Annotated in this window: 10 protein-coding genes; 9 read left to right on the top strand and 1 reads right to left on the bottom strand. The window is 67.9% G+C overall.

What is annotated here, in order from left to right:
* The first annotated feature begins 13 nt into the window (after positions 1–13).
* Genes KT882_RS27585 through KT882_RS27570 form a run of 4 tightly spaced genes read left to right on the top strand, consistent with a single transcriptional unit; the run spans position 14 to position 9,103 of the window.
* Positions 14–382 carry a response regulator transcription factor gene (locus tag KT882_RS27585; protein ID WP_161073840.1) on the top strand — a complete coding sequence of 123 codons (369 nt, stop codon included), beginning with the start codon at positions 14–16 and terminating at the stop codon, positions 380–382.
* A 3-nt stretch (positions 383–385) separates the two neighbouring features.
* Positions 386–955: a chemotaxis protein CheW gene (locus tag KT882_RS27580; protein ID WP_161073839.1), complete on the top strand. Its 570-nt coding sequence runs from the start codon at positions 386–388 to the stop codon at positions 953–955.
* Between the two features lie 26 nt (positions 956–981).
* Positions 982–3,303, top strand: coding sequence for a methyl-accepting chemotaxis protein (locus KT882_RS27575; protein WP_161073838.1), 2,322 nt, complete (start codon positions 982–984; stop codon positions 3,301–3,303).
* Between the two features lie 19 nt (positions 3,304–3,322).
* Complete coding sequence (locus KT882_RS27570) at positions 3,323–9,103, top strand: hybrid sensor histidine kinase/response regulator (RefSeq protein ID WP_228893821.1); 5,781 nt, start codon at positions 3,323–3,325, stop codon at positions 9,101–9,103.
* A 140-nt stretch (positions 9,104–9,243) separates the two neighbouring features.
* Here KT882_RS27570 and KT882_RS27565 read toward each other — a convergent pair whose 3' ends face one another.
* Positions 9,244–10,710, bottom strand: a complete 1,467-nt coding sequence (locus KT882_RS27565; RefSeq protein WP_228893820.1) for a cryptochrome/photolyase family protein — start codon at positions 10,708–10,710, stop codon at positions 9,244–9,246.
* A gap of 133 nt (positions 10,711–10,843) precedes the next feature.
* On the opposite strand from KT882_RS27565, the gene KT882_RS27560 reads away from it, so the two are divergent.
* From KT882_RS27560 to KT882_RS27540, 5 genes are read left to right on the top strand one after another with little or no spacing between them, the layout of a single operon-like run.
* Positions 10,844–11,503 (top strand): YqgE/AlgH family protein, encoded by a 660-nt coding sequence (locus KT882_RS27560; protein ID WP_161073836.1) that lies wholly within the window; start codon positions 10,844–10,846, stop codon positions 11,501–11,503.
* Between the two features lie 7 nt (positions 11,504–11,510).
* Positions 11,511–11,918, top strand: a complete 408-nt coding sequence (ruvX, locus tag KT882_RS27555) for a Holliday junction resolvase RuvX (RefSeq protein WP_161073880.1) — start codon at positions 11,511–11,513, stop codon at positions 11,916–11,918.
* Positions 11,902–12,435 (top strand): bifunctional pyr operon transcriptional regulator/uracil phosphoribosyltransferase PyrR, encoded by a 534-nt coding sequence (gene pyrR, locus KT882_RS27550; protein ID WP_161073835.1) that lies wholly within the window; start codon positions 11,902–11,904, stop codon positions 12,433–12,435. The genes ruvX and pyrR overlap by 17 nt, the downstream gene beginning before the upstream one ends.
* Positions 12,428–13,393: an aspartate carbamoyltransferase catalytic subunit gene (locus KT882_RS27545; RefSeq protein ID WP_228893819.1), complete on the top strand. Its 966-nt coding sequence runs from the start codon at positions 12,428–12,430 to the stop codon at positions 13,391–13,393. The genes pyrR and KT882_RS27545 overlap by 8 nt, the downstream gene beginning before the upstream one ends.
* On the top strand, positions 13,390–14,712 hold the full coding sequence (locus tag KT882_RS27540) for a dihydroorotase (RefSeq protein WP_228893818.1): 1,323 nt from the start codon (positions 13,390–13,392) through the stop codon (positions 14,710–14,712). The genes KT882_RS27545 and KT882_RS27540 overlap by 4 nt, the downstream gene beginning before the upstream one ends.
* Positions 14,713–14,734: the final 22 nt, after the last annotated feature.

Below are 14,734 nucleotides of genomic sequence, written 5' to 3'. Positions count from 1 at the left end.
CAGCGAGGGCATTATGGCCATACAAAGAATACTGATCGTCGACGATTCGCCGACCGAGCGCTACTACCTGACCGACATCCTGGTCAAGAACGGCTTTTCCGTCTCCACCGCCGAAAACGGCGAGGAGGCCCTGGTCAAGATCAAGGCCGACAAGCCGCAGCTGATCCTGATGGACGTGGTCATGCCCGGCGCGAACGGCTTCCAGGTCACGCGCTCCATCGCGCGCGACCCGGAACTGCAGGACGTGCCGGTGATTATCTGCTCCAGCAAGAACCAGGAGACCGACCGCATCTGGGGCTTGCGCCAGGGCGCCAAGGACTACCTGGTCAAGCCGGTCGACGCGGCCGAGCTGCTGGCCAAGATCGCCGCCCTTGGCGGCTAAGCGATGAGCGGCGCCGAGACCGGACTGCCCACCACCCCGGCGCCCGAGCCGAGCGGCGCCGAGCGGCGCAGCCGTTTGCGCCGCTATCAGGCGCAGCTGCTCGAGCGCATGCATGACGCGCAAAGCGGCAACAGCGCCGCCGGGCGCGAGCTGGGCGTGCTGTTCGGCGCCAGCCGCTGCCTGCTGGACCTGACCCAGATCGGCGAAATCGTGCCCTGGCAGGCGCCCAGCGCGGTGCCGCTGGCGCGCGACTGGTATCTGGGCCTGGCCAATATCCGCGGCCAGCTCACCGGCGTGATCGACTTCGCGCGCTACCTGGACTATGCGGCCACGCCGCCGGCGGCGGACAGCCGCATCATCACTTTCGCGCCCGGCCTGGGCTTCAACTGCGCGCTGCTGGGCGCGCGCGTGCTCGGCCTGCGCAAACTCGACGACATGACGCCGGCGCCGCTGGCGGACGACGCGCCATCCTGGTGCGTGCAGCAGTTCCTGGACCAGGAGGGGCAGCTATGGTCGCGCCTGGACCTGGCCCTGCTGGTGCGGGAAGAAAGGTTCCTGCAAGTCGGTCTGTAATATTTTTGCCAATAAGGGACGGTGTAATGGGATTCATCAAGAATTTGTTCGCACGCTCCAAGCAGGACGCTCTCCAGGAAGCGGCGCCTGATTCGGAATTTGCCAGCTATGGCAGCGCGGCACCGGCGCTGTCGCCGGCGCCTACCGATACCGTCCCCGTCCCGGAGCCGGGCGCCGACAGCAGCGCGCCGCTGCGCCTGCGCGACGCCTTGCGCCGCCGTGGCAGCGGCGCCGCCAGCGACAGCGGGCCTGGCGTCAAGCTGCCCTTGATCGGCCACTTGCCGGCGCAGCGCCAGCTCAGCATCCTGTCCACCGCGCTGGCCGCCTGCCTGCTGCTCAGCGCCGCCGCCGTGGGCCTGAACATCCGCAACAGCAGCGTCACCTCGGCCCAGACCCAGATCGCGGCGGACGCGCTGATGCACTCGCAGCGCGTCGGCAAGGCCGCGCCCAACGCGGTGCAGGGCAATCCCGAGGCCTTCCGCCAGCTGGCCGACAGCCGCAAGGAACTGAACCAGGACTTCAAGCTGATGCAGGCCGGCGGCGACTACCAGGGCCGCAGCATCGGTTCGCCCGGCGCCGCCATGGCCAGCGCGGTGGCCGCCGCGCGCAAGACCTGGGACACGTCCGAGCGTTCGGCGGACACCATCCTGCGCCTGCAGCCCGAGCTGACCGGCCTGGAAAAAACCCTGCGCCAGCTGGACCGCCTGTCGCCCGACCTGCTGGAGCAGACCGAAGCGATCGCCGCGCTCAAGCTGCTGCGCGGCGGCACCGCGCGCGAGATGGCCGCCCTGGGCAAGCTCACCATGCTCACGCAGCGCATGAACCGCAGCGTGAGTGAATTCATCACCGCCGGCGGCATCAGCGCGGAAACCGCCTTCCAGCTTGGGCGCGACATCACCGTGTTCCGCAACACCGTGGACGGCTTCCTCAACGGCAGCGAAGCGCTGGCGCTGCCCGCCACCCGCGACGCGGAGCTGCGCACCCTGTTCACCGAGCTGAAAACCCCGTTCGAAACCTACCAGCAGCTGGTCGGTTCCGTGCTCGACAAGCTCGATAAATTCACCGCCGCCAAGGTGGCCGAGCAGCAGATCTTCAGCGAAAACGAGGCCCTGCGCCAGCGCCTGGCCGCCGTGCTGTCCGGCTACCGCGACCAGCAGGACTCGCTCAACTACAGCTTCTGGCTGATGGTGGCCGCCGGCCTGCTCACGCTGATGGCCGCCGCCGCCATCGGCCGCGTGCTGCTGCAGGACTCCAACAACCGCACCCGCGGCGCGGACCGCCGCCGCCAGGAAGCGGAAGCCATGCGCCTGCAGGCGCAGCGCAAGGAGGAGGAAGCCAAGGCCATGAACGACCAGAACCAGGCCGCCATTCTGCGCCTGATGAACGAGCTGCAGGAAGTGGCCGACGGCGACTTGACGGTGCAAGCCACCGTGTCCGAGGACATCACCGGCGCCATCGCCGACTCGGTCAACTACACGGTGGAGGAGCTGCGCGGCCTGGTGGGCCGCGTCACCAGCACCGCCGAACAGGTGACCTCCGCCTCCAGCCACGCGCAGAACATCTCCAGCGACCTGCTGCTGGCGTCGCAGCAGCAGTCGCGCGAAATCCAGGACGCCAGCGCCACCGTGGTGAAGATGGCCAACGAAATTACCGAAGTGTCCAAGTCCGCCTCCGAATCGGCCGACGTGGCGCGCCAGTCCGTGGCGGCGGCGCGCCAGGGTTCGACGGCGGTGGAAAACGCCATCAAGGGCATGCACGAGATCCGCGAGCAGATCCAGGAAACCTCCAAGCGCATCAAGCGCCTGGGCGAATCGTCGCAGGAGATCGGCGAGATCACCGAGCTGATTTCGGACATTACGGAACAGACCAACGTGCTGGCGCTGAACGCCGCCATCCAGGCCGCGTCGGCCGGCGAGGCGGGACGCGGCTTCTCGGTGGTGGCCGAGGAGGTGCAGCGCCTGGCCGAACGCTCGGGCGAGGCGGCCAAGCAGATCGGCGCGCTGGTGCGCACCATCCAGACCGACACCCACGACGCGGTGGCGGCAATGGAGAAGTCCACCCAGGGCGTGGTGGAGGGCGCGCGCCTGTCCGACGCGGCCGGCGCGGCGCTGTCGGACATCTCCCAGGTGTCGAACCGCCTGGCCGAGCTGATCCAGGGGATTTCCTACGCCACCGGCATGCAGGCGACATCCGCCAGCGGAGTGGCGCAGAATATCCAGCATATCCTGTCCGTGACCGAGCAGGCGCAGGACGGCACGCAGCAAACGGCGCAGTCGATTCACAAGCTGTCCATGCTGGCGCAGGAACTGAAAAACTCGGTTTCGCGCTTCCGCATCTCGGCATCCTGATTACTTTGAAAGACCCAGCATGACCCATCCTGATTTTCCGACCGCAGCGCAATTCGACACCGGCCCCTTGTCCTGGGTGATGGTGGAAATCCGCGAGGCGCTGGTCCGCTCCAGGACCGCCTTGTTCGAGGCGGGCGGACGGGCGCCGGAAGACCAGGCCACCTCGCTGCAGCACGCCCGCAGCCATTTGCACCAGGCGCACGGCGCGCTGCAGATGGTGGACGTGGACGGCGTGGAAGTCATGACCCACAGCGCCGAGCAGGCGCTGGAACGCTTCAAGTCCGGCGCGCTCAAGTGCAGCCCGGACAACGCGCAGACCGTCGCCAATCTCTACCAGGCGCTGACCGAATACCTGGAAGAGCTGCTGGAAGGCGCGCCTTTCCAGCCGGTGCGGCTGTTCCCCTATTACCGCGCCTTGCAGGAAATGCTGGGCGCCGAGCGCATCCACCCGGCCGACCTGTTCTTCCCGGACCTGTCGCTGAACGCGCGCATGCCCGCCGCTGCGGACGCGGCGGCGGCGGACTATCCTGCCTGCCGCCAGCGCTTCGAGCGCGCCTTGCTGCCTTACCTGAAAAGCACGGACGCGGCGGCCCAGCAAACCCACGCGGCGGCGCTGCGCGACGCGGTGGCGCAAGTGGCGGACGCGCAGCAGGACGCCAAGGCGCGCACTTTCTGGCTTGCGCAGCAGGCCTTCGCCGAGCTGGTGGCGGCGGGCCATCTTGAAGGCGGCCTGTATGTAAAGCAGCTCTTCGGCTTGATCAATTTGCAGATGCGCCGTCTCACGCAAGGCAACGCGGCGCTGCCCGACGGCATGCTGCGCGAAGCGCTGTTCTTCATCGCCACCGCGCTGGCCGGCCCGCACGCGGAAGAGGTGTCGCCGCTGGTGCTGCACCTGGCCAGCGTGTTTGGCCTGGAAGGCGCGGTGCCCAGGGACTACGAGGCGCGCCGCTACGGCCAGATCGACACGGAAGTGCTGGCGCGCGCGCGCCAGGCCATGGCCGAGGCCAAGGCGGCCTGGCAGCATCTGTCGGAAGCGGTGATCGATCCGGCGCTGGATGACGCCTTCGGGCGGGCGCTGGCGACGGTGGCCGTCACCAGCGACAAGCTGGGCATGTCCGCGCTGGCCACGCTGATGCGGCAACTGGCCGACGTGGCCAACGCCGCCGTCACCGCCGGACGCAGCGAAGCGCTGGCGATGGAAATGACCACCGCGCTGCTGTTCGCCGAGCACGGACTGGAACACATCCGCCGCCTGCCGGACGACTTCTCGGCCCACGCCGACACCATCGCCCAGCGCCTGCGTGCCTTGCTGGCCGGCGGCGAAGCGCCCGAACCCGCACCCTGGCAAGGCGGCATCGTCCAGCAAATGCAGCAGATGCAGCAGGACGACACGGTGACCGCGCTGGCGCTGGAAATGAAAACCGGCCTGCGCCAGGTCGAGAAGGTGCTGGACGATTACTACGGCGATCCGTCGCTGCGCGCCCCCTTGCAGGAGCTGGACGGCGTGCTGCACCAGCTGCAAGGCGCGTTGGCCATCCTGGACCAGGACGACGCCATGCGCGCCGCGCTGCACGTGAAGGACGAGGTGCGCAAGCTGGCCAGCGGCCAGGGCGACGCCTCGCAGGAATCGAAATTGCTGGACGAGGTGGCGCAGAATGTCGGCGCGCTGGGCTTCTTTGTCGACATGCTGGCGCAGAACCCGGCCGCCGCGCGCGAGCGCTTCGCGTTTGACGAAGGGCAGGGCGCTTTCCGCGCCGTGCCGTTCAAGAAGCTTGCCGCCGCAGGGACGGTGCCTGTGCCTGTACTGCAAGAGACGGTTTCGCCGACCACCTCGCCCACGCCTGCGCCTGCGCCCGGACCGGCGCCGCAAGCGAGCGACGCGGCCATCGAGGCGGAGCTGCTGGAGATCTTCATCAGCGAAGCGCAGGAAGTGCTGGAGTTCGTGCGCGCCACGCTGGCCAAGCCGCGTTCCGAATCCGGCAGTGGTGACAACCCCGCTATGCTGCGGCGCTCCTTCCACACGCTCAAGGGCAGCGGTCGCATGGTTGGCTTGAACCAGTTCGCCGAAGCCGCCGCCAGCATCGAGCGCACCATGAACGTGTGGCTGGCCGAAGAGCGGCCCGCAACGGAAGCCTTGTTTGGATTGCTCGAATACGCCGGGCAGGAAATGACGGCGTGGGTGGCCGAGCTGGTGGCGCAGGGCGTGTCCTCCCGCAGCGCGGACGCCATCTCCGCCGCCGCTGCGCGCGTGCAGGAAGGCGCTGCCTTCGAACCGCCCGCCGCCGCGCCAGCCGCGCCCATCTCCTCCGATGAAGCATCGTCCGTTCCGGCCCCCGATATCGGCACCGCAGCTGCCGACGTCGACGTTGCTGCTGCCGACACTGACGCTGCGCCTGTCGCCGCCGATGCCACCGCGCCATCCAGCGCCGCGCCTGCCGAACCGGCTCGCGAGCCCGTGCAGGCCAACGGCAACGTCATCGAATTCCCGAGCACCGCCGTCCCCCTGGTTCCGCCGGAGGAGGACAACGTCAAGCACATCGGCGCGCTGACGATACCTCTGCCGCTCTACAACATCTACCTGGCTGAAACCGACGAACTGGTGCGCCTGCTGGTGCGCGACTTCGGCGAATGGCGCCACGAAGGAAGCCGCCCGGTCAACCCCGAAGCGCTGCAAGCGGCCCACACGCTGACCGGCACGTCCGGCACGGTCGGCTTCAAAGCCCTGCGCGACCTGTCCTACGAACTCGAACAGACGCTGGAAGACCTGCAAGCTCCCGCACCCCAGCTCGACCACGCCCAGCACGACCTGCTCGACTTCGCGGTCGAGCGCATCCGCCAGATGCTGCAAAGCTTCGCCCTCGGCGAAGTGGCGGCCGAGCAGCCCGAGTTGATCAGCGCCCTGCACAAGCTGCGCGACGAATTGTCCCAAGTGCACAGCGCCGGCCCCGGCCTCGACGCCCGCCTGGACACGCTGTTCTCGGCCGACGGCGAGCCCACCGCAGGCCTTGCGCCGCACGCCGCCGATACCGCTGCCGTCCCGGAATCCAGCCCCCTGTCCGCCGTGCCCGACGAAAGCCCGGAAGCCAAGCTGGACGAGCTGTTCGCCGCCACCTACGCCAGCCTGCTTGAAAGCCCGCCGCCCGAATCCGACTTCGCCAGCCTCGTTCCCTCGGCCGCGCCAGCCGCGCCGAAGCCGTCCGCCCCCGCTGCCCGCGATGACTTCGACGACCTGTTCGACTCCGCCTTCGACGACGCCTTTGCCGCCCCGCTGTCGCAAATCACCGCGCCCACCGAAGCGGACGCCGAAGCACACGCCGAGCTGCTCGCCTTCGCCGCCCCGGAGCCTACGCCCGAACCGGTCCTCACGCTGGTCCCTTCGCCCGCGCCAGAACCCGAGCCCGAGCCAGCGCACGAGCCTGAGCCCGACGTCATCGTGATTCCCTTGCCGGACGCGCCAGCCGAACTGTCGGCCGCCGTCCCCGGCAGCTACCAGGACGAACTGGACGCGGACCTGCTGCCCGTGTTCCTGGAAGAGGGCGCCGACCTGTTGCCGCAAATCGGCCAGGCGTTGCGCACGTGGCAGCGCAATCCGTCCGACTTCAGCCACGCCCACATGCTGCAGCGCGTGCTGCACACAGTGAAAGGCAGCGCCCGCATGGCCGGCGCCATGCGCCTCGGCCAGCACGCCCATGAAATCGAAACCCACATCGAAAACATGGTCCACGCCAACAGCGCCTCGCCGCAGGCATTCGAGGAACTGCTGGCCCACTACGACCACGCCCTGGTGCTGTTCGAACAGCTCCAGCAGCCCGCCGCGCCGGCTACCGCCGCCCCGGCCGCCAACGACGCCGCCCCATCCATCGCGCCAGCATCCGGCGCCGATGCAGGCGCAAGCAGCGCACCGCCAGCCGCCGCTGCGCGCCCGGCAACCGCCAACGCGCCCGCCGACGAAACCGACCCCGCCGCCCGCTCCCCGCTGGTGCGCGTGCGCGCCGACATCCTGGACCGCCTGGTGAACCAGGCCGGCGAAGTCTCCATCTCCCGTTCCCGCCTGGAGAACGAAGTGGGCACCCTGCGCACCTCGCTGACCGACTTCTCCGACAACCTGGCCCGCCTGCGCCGCCAGCTGCGCGAGATCGAAATGCAGGCCGAATCCCAGATCGCCTCCCGCATGGCCATCTCCAGCGAACGCGAATTCGACCCGCTCGAATTCGACCGTTTCACGCGGCTGCAAGAGCTCACCCGCATGATGGCCGAAAGCGTCAACGACGTGGCCTCCTTCCACGAAAGCCTGAGCCGCAGCGTGGACACCGCCAGCGCCGACCTGGCCCAGCAAGCCCGCATGACGCGCGACCTGCAGCGCGACCTGATGCGCGTGCGCATGGTGCCCTTCGCCAGCATCTCCGAGCGCCTGTTCCGCGTGGCGCGCCTGAGCGCCAAGGAAATGGACAAGCGCGTCAACCTCGACATCCGTGGCGGCGCCGTGGAAATCGACCGCAGCGTGCTTGAACGCATGGCCGCCCCGTTTGAACACCTGCTGCGCAACGCCATTGTGCACGGGGTGGAAAGCCGCGCCCAGCGCAGCGCCGCCGGCAAGGACGAAACCGGCGAACTGCTGGTGCAAGTCAGCCAGCAAGGCAACGAAGTGGTGCTGGAATTCAGCGACGACGGCGCCGGCCTGGACCTGGACCGCATCCGTGACAAGGCCCGCCGCATCGGCCTGTTGCACGAAGGCGAAGACCTGAGCGACGCCGACACGGCCGACCTGATCTTCGAGCCCGGCTTCTCCACGGCCGACGCGCTGACCGAACTGGCCGGACGCGGCGTGGGCATGGACATCGTGCGCTCCGAAGCGCAGGCGCTCGGCGGCCGCGTGGACACCTTCACTGAAAACGGCAAGGGCGCGCGCTTCACCATCCACCTGCCGCTGACGCTGGCGGTAACGCAAGTGGTGCTGCTGGCCGCAGGCGGGCGCACCTACGCGCTGCCGTCCACGCTGGTCGAGCAGGTGCTGCAGATGAAGGAAAACGCACTGCAGGACGCACGCGGCAAAGGCTGCGTGGCGCTGCAAGGGCAGGAATCGCCGCTGCACTATCTGCCAACGATGCTGGGCCTGGCCGGCCAGCCGCCCACACAGCGTTCCGCGCCGGTGCTTATGCTCCGCAGCGGCAACGAGCGCGTGGCGCTGCAGGTGGATGAAGTGGTGGGCAACCGCGAGGTGGTTATCAAAAACATCGGCCAGCAGCTGGCGCGCATGCCGGGCATTTCCGGCGCCACGGTGCTGGGCTCGGGCGAGATCGTGCTGATATTGAATCCGGTGGCGCTGGCGCAGCATCTGGCGGTCCGTCCGGACCTGGTTGCGCCTGCGGGCGATGCCGGGGAAGCGGCGCCGGCGGCGCTGGCCGCAGTGGGCAGCACCATCATGGTGGTGGACGATTCGCTCACCGTGCGCCGCGTGTCGCAACGCCTGCTGGAGCGAGAAGGCTACCGCGTGCTGCTGGCCAAGGATGGCCAGGACGCACTGGAGCAGATGCAGGAAAGCCGTCCGGACCTGATGCTGGTCGATATCGAAATGCCGCGCATGGACGGTTTCGACCTGACCCGCAATGTGCGCGGGGACGAGCGCACCAGGGACATCCCCATCATCATGATCACCTCGCGCAGTGCGGACAAGCACCGCAATTACGCCATGCAGCTGGGTGTGAACGCCTATTTCGGCAAGCCTTTCCAGGAGCCGGTGCTGCTGGGGGCAATCGAGGGGCTGCTGGCGGACCAGCGGCGGGTTACGCCTGGCGGCTAACCCGCCCTACGTGATATGACGAAATCGTGGCAGCAATGCCATGTGATATGACAAAATCGTGGCAGCCATGCCACGTGATATGCCGAAATCGTGGCAGGCGTAGGGCGGGTTAGGCGAAGCCGTAACCCGCCATGCTCCGCCTATGTCGCCTTCACCACTGCGTAGCGCTCCAGCGTGCGCTTGCGCGCCTCGTCGTGCATCACCAGCGGCTCGGGATAGTTATCGCCGAGCCGCACGCCTTTGTCCGCCAGCAGCATGCGCGGCACGGTCCACGGCGCATGGATTTCCTTATGGCTGAGCTGAGCCAGTTGCGGCAGATAGCGCTTGATGAATTTCCCCTCGCCGTCAAACTTCTCCGACTGCGTCACCGGATTGAATATGCGGAAATAGGGCTGCGCATCGCACCCGGAAGACGACGCCCACTGCCAGCCGCCGTTGTTGGCCGACAAATCAAAGTCGTTCAAATGCTGCGCAAAGTAAGCCTCGCCCCGGCGCCAGTCTATGCCCAGGTCCTTGATCAGGAAGCACGCCGTCACCATGCGCAGGCGGTTGTGCATATAGCCGGTGCGGTTCAGCTGCAGCATGGCCGCGTCCACCAGCGGATAGCCGGTGCGGCCCTCGCACCAGGTCGCGAACAACTCGTCCGCTTCCGGCCCGGTCTCCCACGCGATGGCGTCGTAGGCGGGCTTGAACGACGCCCCCACCACATGCGGATGGTGATACAGGATCATCATGTAGAACTCGCGCCAGATCAGCTCCGACAGCCACACCGCGCCGCCTTCGCCCGCCAGTCCGCGCGCGGACAGCTCGGACACTGTGCGCACCAGGTGCCGTATCGACACCGTGCCAAAGCGCAGATGCAGCGACAAATAGGACGGCCCCTTCACCGCCGGATAGTCGCGCGCCGTGCCGTAATCCGCCACGCGGGACAGGAAATCGTCGAACAGCTGCGCGCCGCCGCTCATCCCGGCAGGGATCTTCAGCTCCGCCAGGTTGGTGCGCTCAAAGCCCAGCTGCTCCAGCGTAGGCGCCGGGGCGGCCAGCTCGGCGGAGGAGGGCGGCGGCGCGAAATGGGCCGCCAGCGGCTCGACCGGCAGCGCGGCCAGGCACTCCGGCTCGGCCAGCATCTTCTTCAGCCACGCATTCTTGTATGGCGTGAACACCGAAAACGGCGTGCCGGACTGCGACAGCACCTCGCGCTTTTCGAACACTACCTGGTCCTTGAAGGTGAAGAACGGCCGCGCATCCGCCGCCAGCGCCTTGGCCACGGCCTCGTCGCGCGCGATGGCTGCCGGCTCGTAGTCATGGCTGGCGTAGACCGCGTCCACCCCCAGCTCGGCCGCCAGGCGCGGAATCTCCTGCTCCGCCACCGCGTGCCGGGCTATCAGGTGCCCGCCCATCTGGCGCAGCTCAGCCGCCAGCTCCGCCACGCAGGCGTGGATGAATTCCACCCGCCGGTCCGCGCGCGGCAGGCCGTCCAGGATGGTTTTGTCGTAAATGAAGACGCAATGGACGCGCGCGCTGCGCTGCAAGGCATGGTGCAGGGCGGCATGGTCGAAAGCGCGCAGATCGCGCCGGAACCAGACCAGGGTGGTGCTTTTTGTCATGTTTTATCGATTTAATGGCCTTGCGGGACGTCGCCCGGGGGGGCCGCAACGTGGCTGCGGCGCGTTTCATAGTAAACTATGGCCTGAACCATTATAAAAGAACACCCGCAGCCCAGCAGAGAGAGCAACGCGTATGAAGAAAACTAAAGCTGGTCACGCTCTGCCCGCTCCCGGCCGCCGCCCGGAGTCCGATGACCCTTTGGCGCCCGTGGCAGCCAGGGACAGCGCCGCACTGAATCTGGCGAACCACTTCCTGATCGCCATGCCATCCATGCAAGACCCCGTTTTCGGCGGCACCGTCGTCTATGTGTGCGAGCACAACGAAAACGGCGTGCTTGGCGTGGTCATCAACAAACCCACCGACATGACCATGCAGGTGCTGTTCGAGCGCATCGACCTGGAACCGGCCTCCGACCTGGCCCCGGCTATCGTCGATGAACCCATCATGTTCGGCGGCCCGGTGCAGGACGATCGCGGCTTCGTGCTGCACACGCCCGGCGCGCGCTACTCGTCCTCGCTCACCGTGACCGACGACGTGGCCTTCACCACCTCCATCGATGTGCTGGAAGCGGTGGCGCGCGGCAACGGCCCGGAGCGCATGCTGGTGTCCATCGGCTACTCGGGCTGGAGCCCGGGCCAGCTGGAGGACGAAATCAGCCGCAACGGCTGGCTCACGGTGGGCGCCGACGCGCACATCCTGTTCGAGCTGCCGGTGGAGGAGCGCTATTTCGCCGCCATGAAACTGCTCGGCTTCGACCCGCTGATGCTCGCGTCCGAAGCGGGCCACGCCTGATGCGGTGCTGAGCGTGGAGAAACTCGACACCATCCTCGGCTTTGATTTCGGCATCAAGCGCATCGGCGTTGCCATCGGCAACAGCGTGCTGCGCACCGCCTCGCCGCTGGCCGTCATTTCCAGCATTGGCAACGACGCCCGCTTCGGCGAGATCGCCGCCCTGATCCAGCAATGGGAGCCCACCCTGTTCGTGGTCGGCCTGCCCAGCCATCCGGACGGCACCGCGCACGACATGACCGCTCGCTGCCGCAAGTTCGCCAACCAGCTCCACGGCCGCTTCAGCCTGCCGGTGGTGCTGGTCGACGAGCGCTACTCGTCGGCCGTCATTTCGGCCAAGCGCGGGGAGGTCATCGACGACCGCGCCGCCTCCATCATTCTGCAACAATACTTTGACGAATATGTCCCTTCCAACTAACTCCACCGCGCCTTCCGCACTCGATGCGGAAGCGCTGTACGCCGAGCTGCTGCAGCAGGTGAAAGCCGGCCTGGCCGACGCCCACGAACCGGCCATCGTCGGCATCCACTCGGGCGGCGCCTGGCTGGCCGAACGGCTGGCCGCCGACCTGGGCCTGTCCGCGCGCTGCGGCGTGCTGGACGTGTCCTTCTACCGCGACGACTTCGCCAAGAAGGGCCTGCCGGCCGAAGTGAAGCCCACCCAGATCGGCTTCGACGTGGCCGGCGCCACGCTGCTGCTGGTGGACGACGTGCTCTACACCGGCCGCACCACCCGCGCCGCCATCAACGAGCTGTTCGACTACGGCCGTCCGGCCAAGATCATGCTGGCCGCCCTGGTCGACCGCGGCGAGCGCCAGCTGCCCGTGGCCGCCGACTTCGTCGCCGCCAAAGTCGCCGTGCCGGCCGGGCAGGCCCTGGTGCTCAAGCGCACCGAGGCCGGACAATTCACGCTTACCATCGAAAACGACCATGCTTAATCCGCAACTGAACAAACACGGCGAGCTGCAGCACTTGCTGTCGATCGAAGGGCTGCCCAAGTCCATCGTCAACCACATCCTGGACACCGCGTCCTCCTTCGTCGGCGTGTCCGACCGCGAAGTGAAGAAGGTGCCGCTGATGCGCGGCAAGAGCGTGTTCAACCTGTTCTTCGAGAACTCCACGCGCACCCGCACCACCTTCGAGATCGCCTCCAAGCGCCTGTCGGCGGACGTGATCAACCTGAACATCTCGGCCTCCTCGGCCAGCAAGGGCGAGTCCCTGCTCGACACCATCGACAACCTGTCGGCCATGCACGCCGACATGTTCGTGGTGCGCCACTCGCAGTCCGGCGCGCCCTACCTGATCGCCAAGCACCTCAACGACCACAAGCAGCACCACGTGCACGTGGTGAACGCGGGCGACGGCCGCCACGCGCACCCCACGCAGGGCCTGCTGGACATGTACACCATCCGCCACTACAAGCAGGATTTCACCAAGCTGACGGTGGCCATCGTCGGCGACATCCTGCACAGCCGCGTGGCCCGTTCCGACATCCACGCGCTGACCACGCTGGGTGTGCCCGAAGTGCGCGCCATCGGCCCGCACACGCTGCTGCCGGGCGGCCTGGAGCAGATGGGCGTGCGCACCTTCACCAATATGGACGAAGGCTTGAAGGGCGTGGACGTGATCATCATGCTGCGCCTGCAGAACGAGCGCATGAACGGCGCGCTGCTGCCGTCGGCGCAGGAGTACTTCAAGAACTACGGCCTCACGCCCGAGCGCCTGGCGCTGGCCAAGCCGGACGCCATCGTCATGCACCCCGGCCCGATGAACCGCGGCGTGGAGATCGACTCCGCCGTGGCCGACGGCCCGCAAGCGGTGATACTGCCGCAGGTCACGTTCGGTATTGCAGTCCGCATGGCGGTGATGAGTATTTTGGCAGGGGCGAAGGAATGAAACTGGTAATCAAGAACGGCCGCGTGATCGACCCGGCCAACGGCGTGGACGGCGTGCAGGACCTCTACATTGAAGACGGCAAGATCGCCGGCGTGGGCCAGGCGCCCGCAGGCTTCAGTGCCGGGCAGAGCTTCGACGCCAGCGGCCTGGTGGTCGCCCCCGGCCTGGTCGACCTGTCCGCGCGCCTGCGCGAGCCGGGCTACGAGTACAAGGCCACGCTGGAATCGGAAATGCAGGCCGCCATGCAAGGCGGTGTCACCAGCCTGGTGTGCCCGCCCGACACCGACCCCGTGCTCGACGAGCCCGGCCTGGTGGAAATGCTCAAGCACCGCGCGCGCCGCCTGAACCAGGCCCACGTGCACCCGCTGGGCGCGCTCACCATGGGCCTGAAAGGCCAGTCCATCACCGAGATGGCCGAGCTGACCGGCTCCGGCTGCATCGGCTTCTCGCAGGCCGAAGTGCCGGTGGAAGACACCACCGTGCTGCTGCGCGCGCTGCAATACGCCAAGACCTTCGACTACACGGTCTGGCTGCGCCCGCAGGACGCGCATATCGGCCGCGGCGGCGTGGCCCACAGCGGCCCGCTGGCGTCGCGCCTGGGCCTGTCCGGCGTGCCGGTGATGGCCGAGACCATCGCCCTGCACACCATCTTCGAACTGATGCGCAGCACCGGCGCGCGCGTCCACCTGTGCCGCATCTCCTCGGCCGCCGGCCTGGAACTGGTGCGCGCGGCCAAGGCCGAAGGGCTGCCGGTCAGCTGCGACGTCGGCGCCCACCACATCCACCTGACCGACGCCGACATCGGTTTCTTCGATTCCAACGCGCGCGTGACGCCGCCGTTCCGCGCCCAGCGCGACCGCGACGCCATCCGCGCCGGCCTGCTGGACGGCACCGTGGACGCCATCTGCTCCGACCACACCCCGGTGGACGACGACGAAAAGCTGCTGCCTTTCGGCGAAGCATCGCCGGGCGCCACCGGCCTGGAACTGCTGCTGTCGCTGGCGCTGAAATGGGCCGACGACTACGCCGCCGCCCAGCCGGGCGTGGGCGAGGGCGGCGCGCTGGCGCTGGCCATCAGCCGCATCAGCGCCGACGCCGCGCGCGTTTCCGGCCTGGACCGTGGCCAGAACGCCGGCCAGCTGTCCGTGGGCAGCGTGGCCGACGTCTGCATCTTCGACCCGGCCGCGCGCTGGACCGTGCAAGGCAGCGCGCTGGCCAGCCAGGGCAAGCACACGCCCTTCCTCGGCTACGAGCTGTCGGGCCAGGTGCAGGCCACCATCGTCGCCGGCCGCATCGCCTACCAGCGCAACGCCCGCTAGGCACGCCGCCCGCCCGCGCGCT

The sequence above is a fragment of the Pseudoduganella aquatica genome (assembly GCF_020865585.1).
GTDB classification, from domain to species: Bacteria; Pseudomonadota; Gammaproteobacteria; order Burkholderiales; family Burkholderiaceae_D; genus Rugamonas; species Rugamonas aquatica_A.
This window is presented reverse-complemented; position numbering and strand designations above follow the sequence as displayed.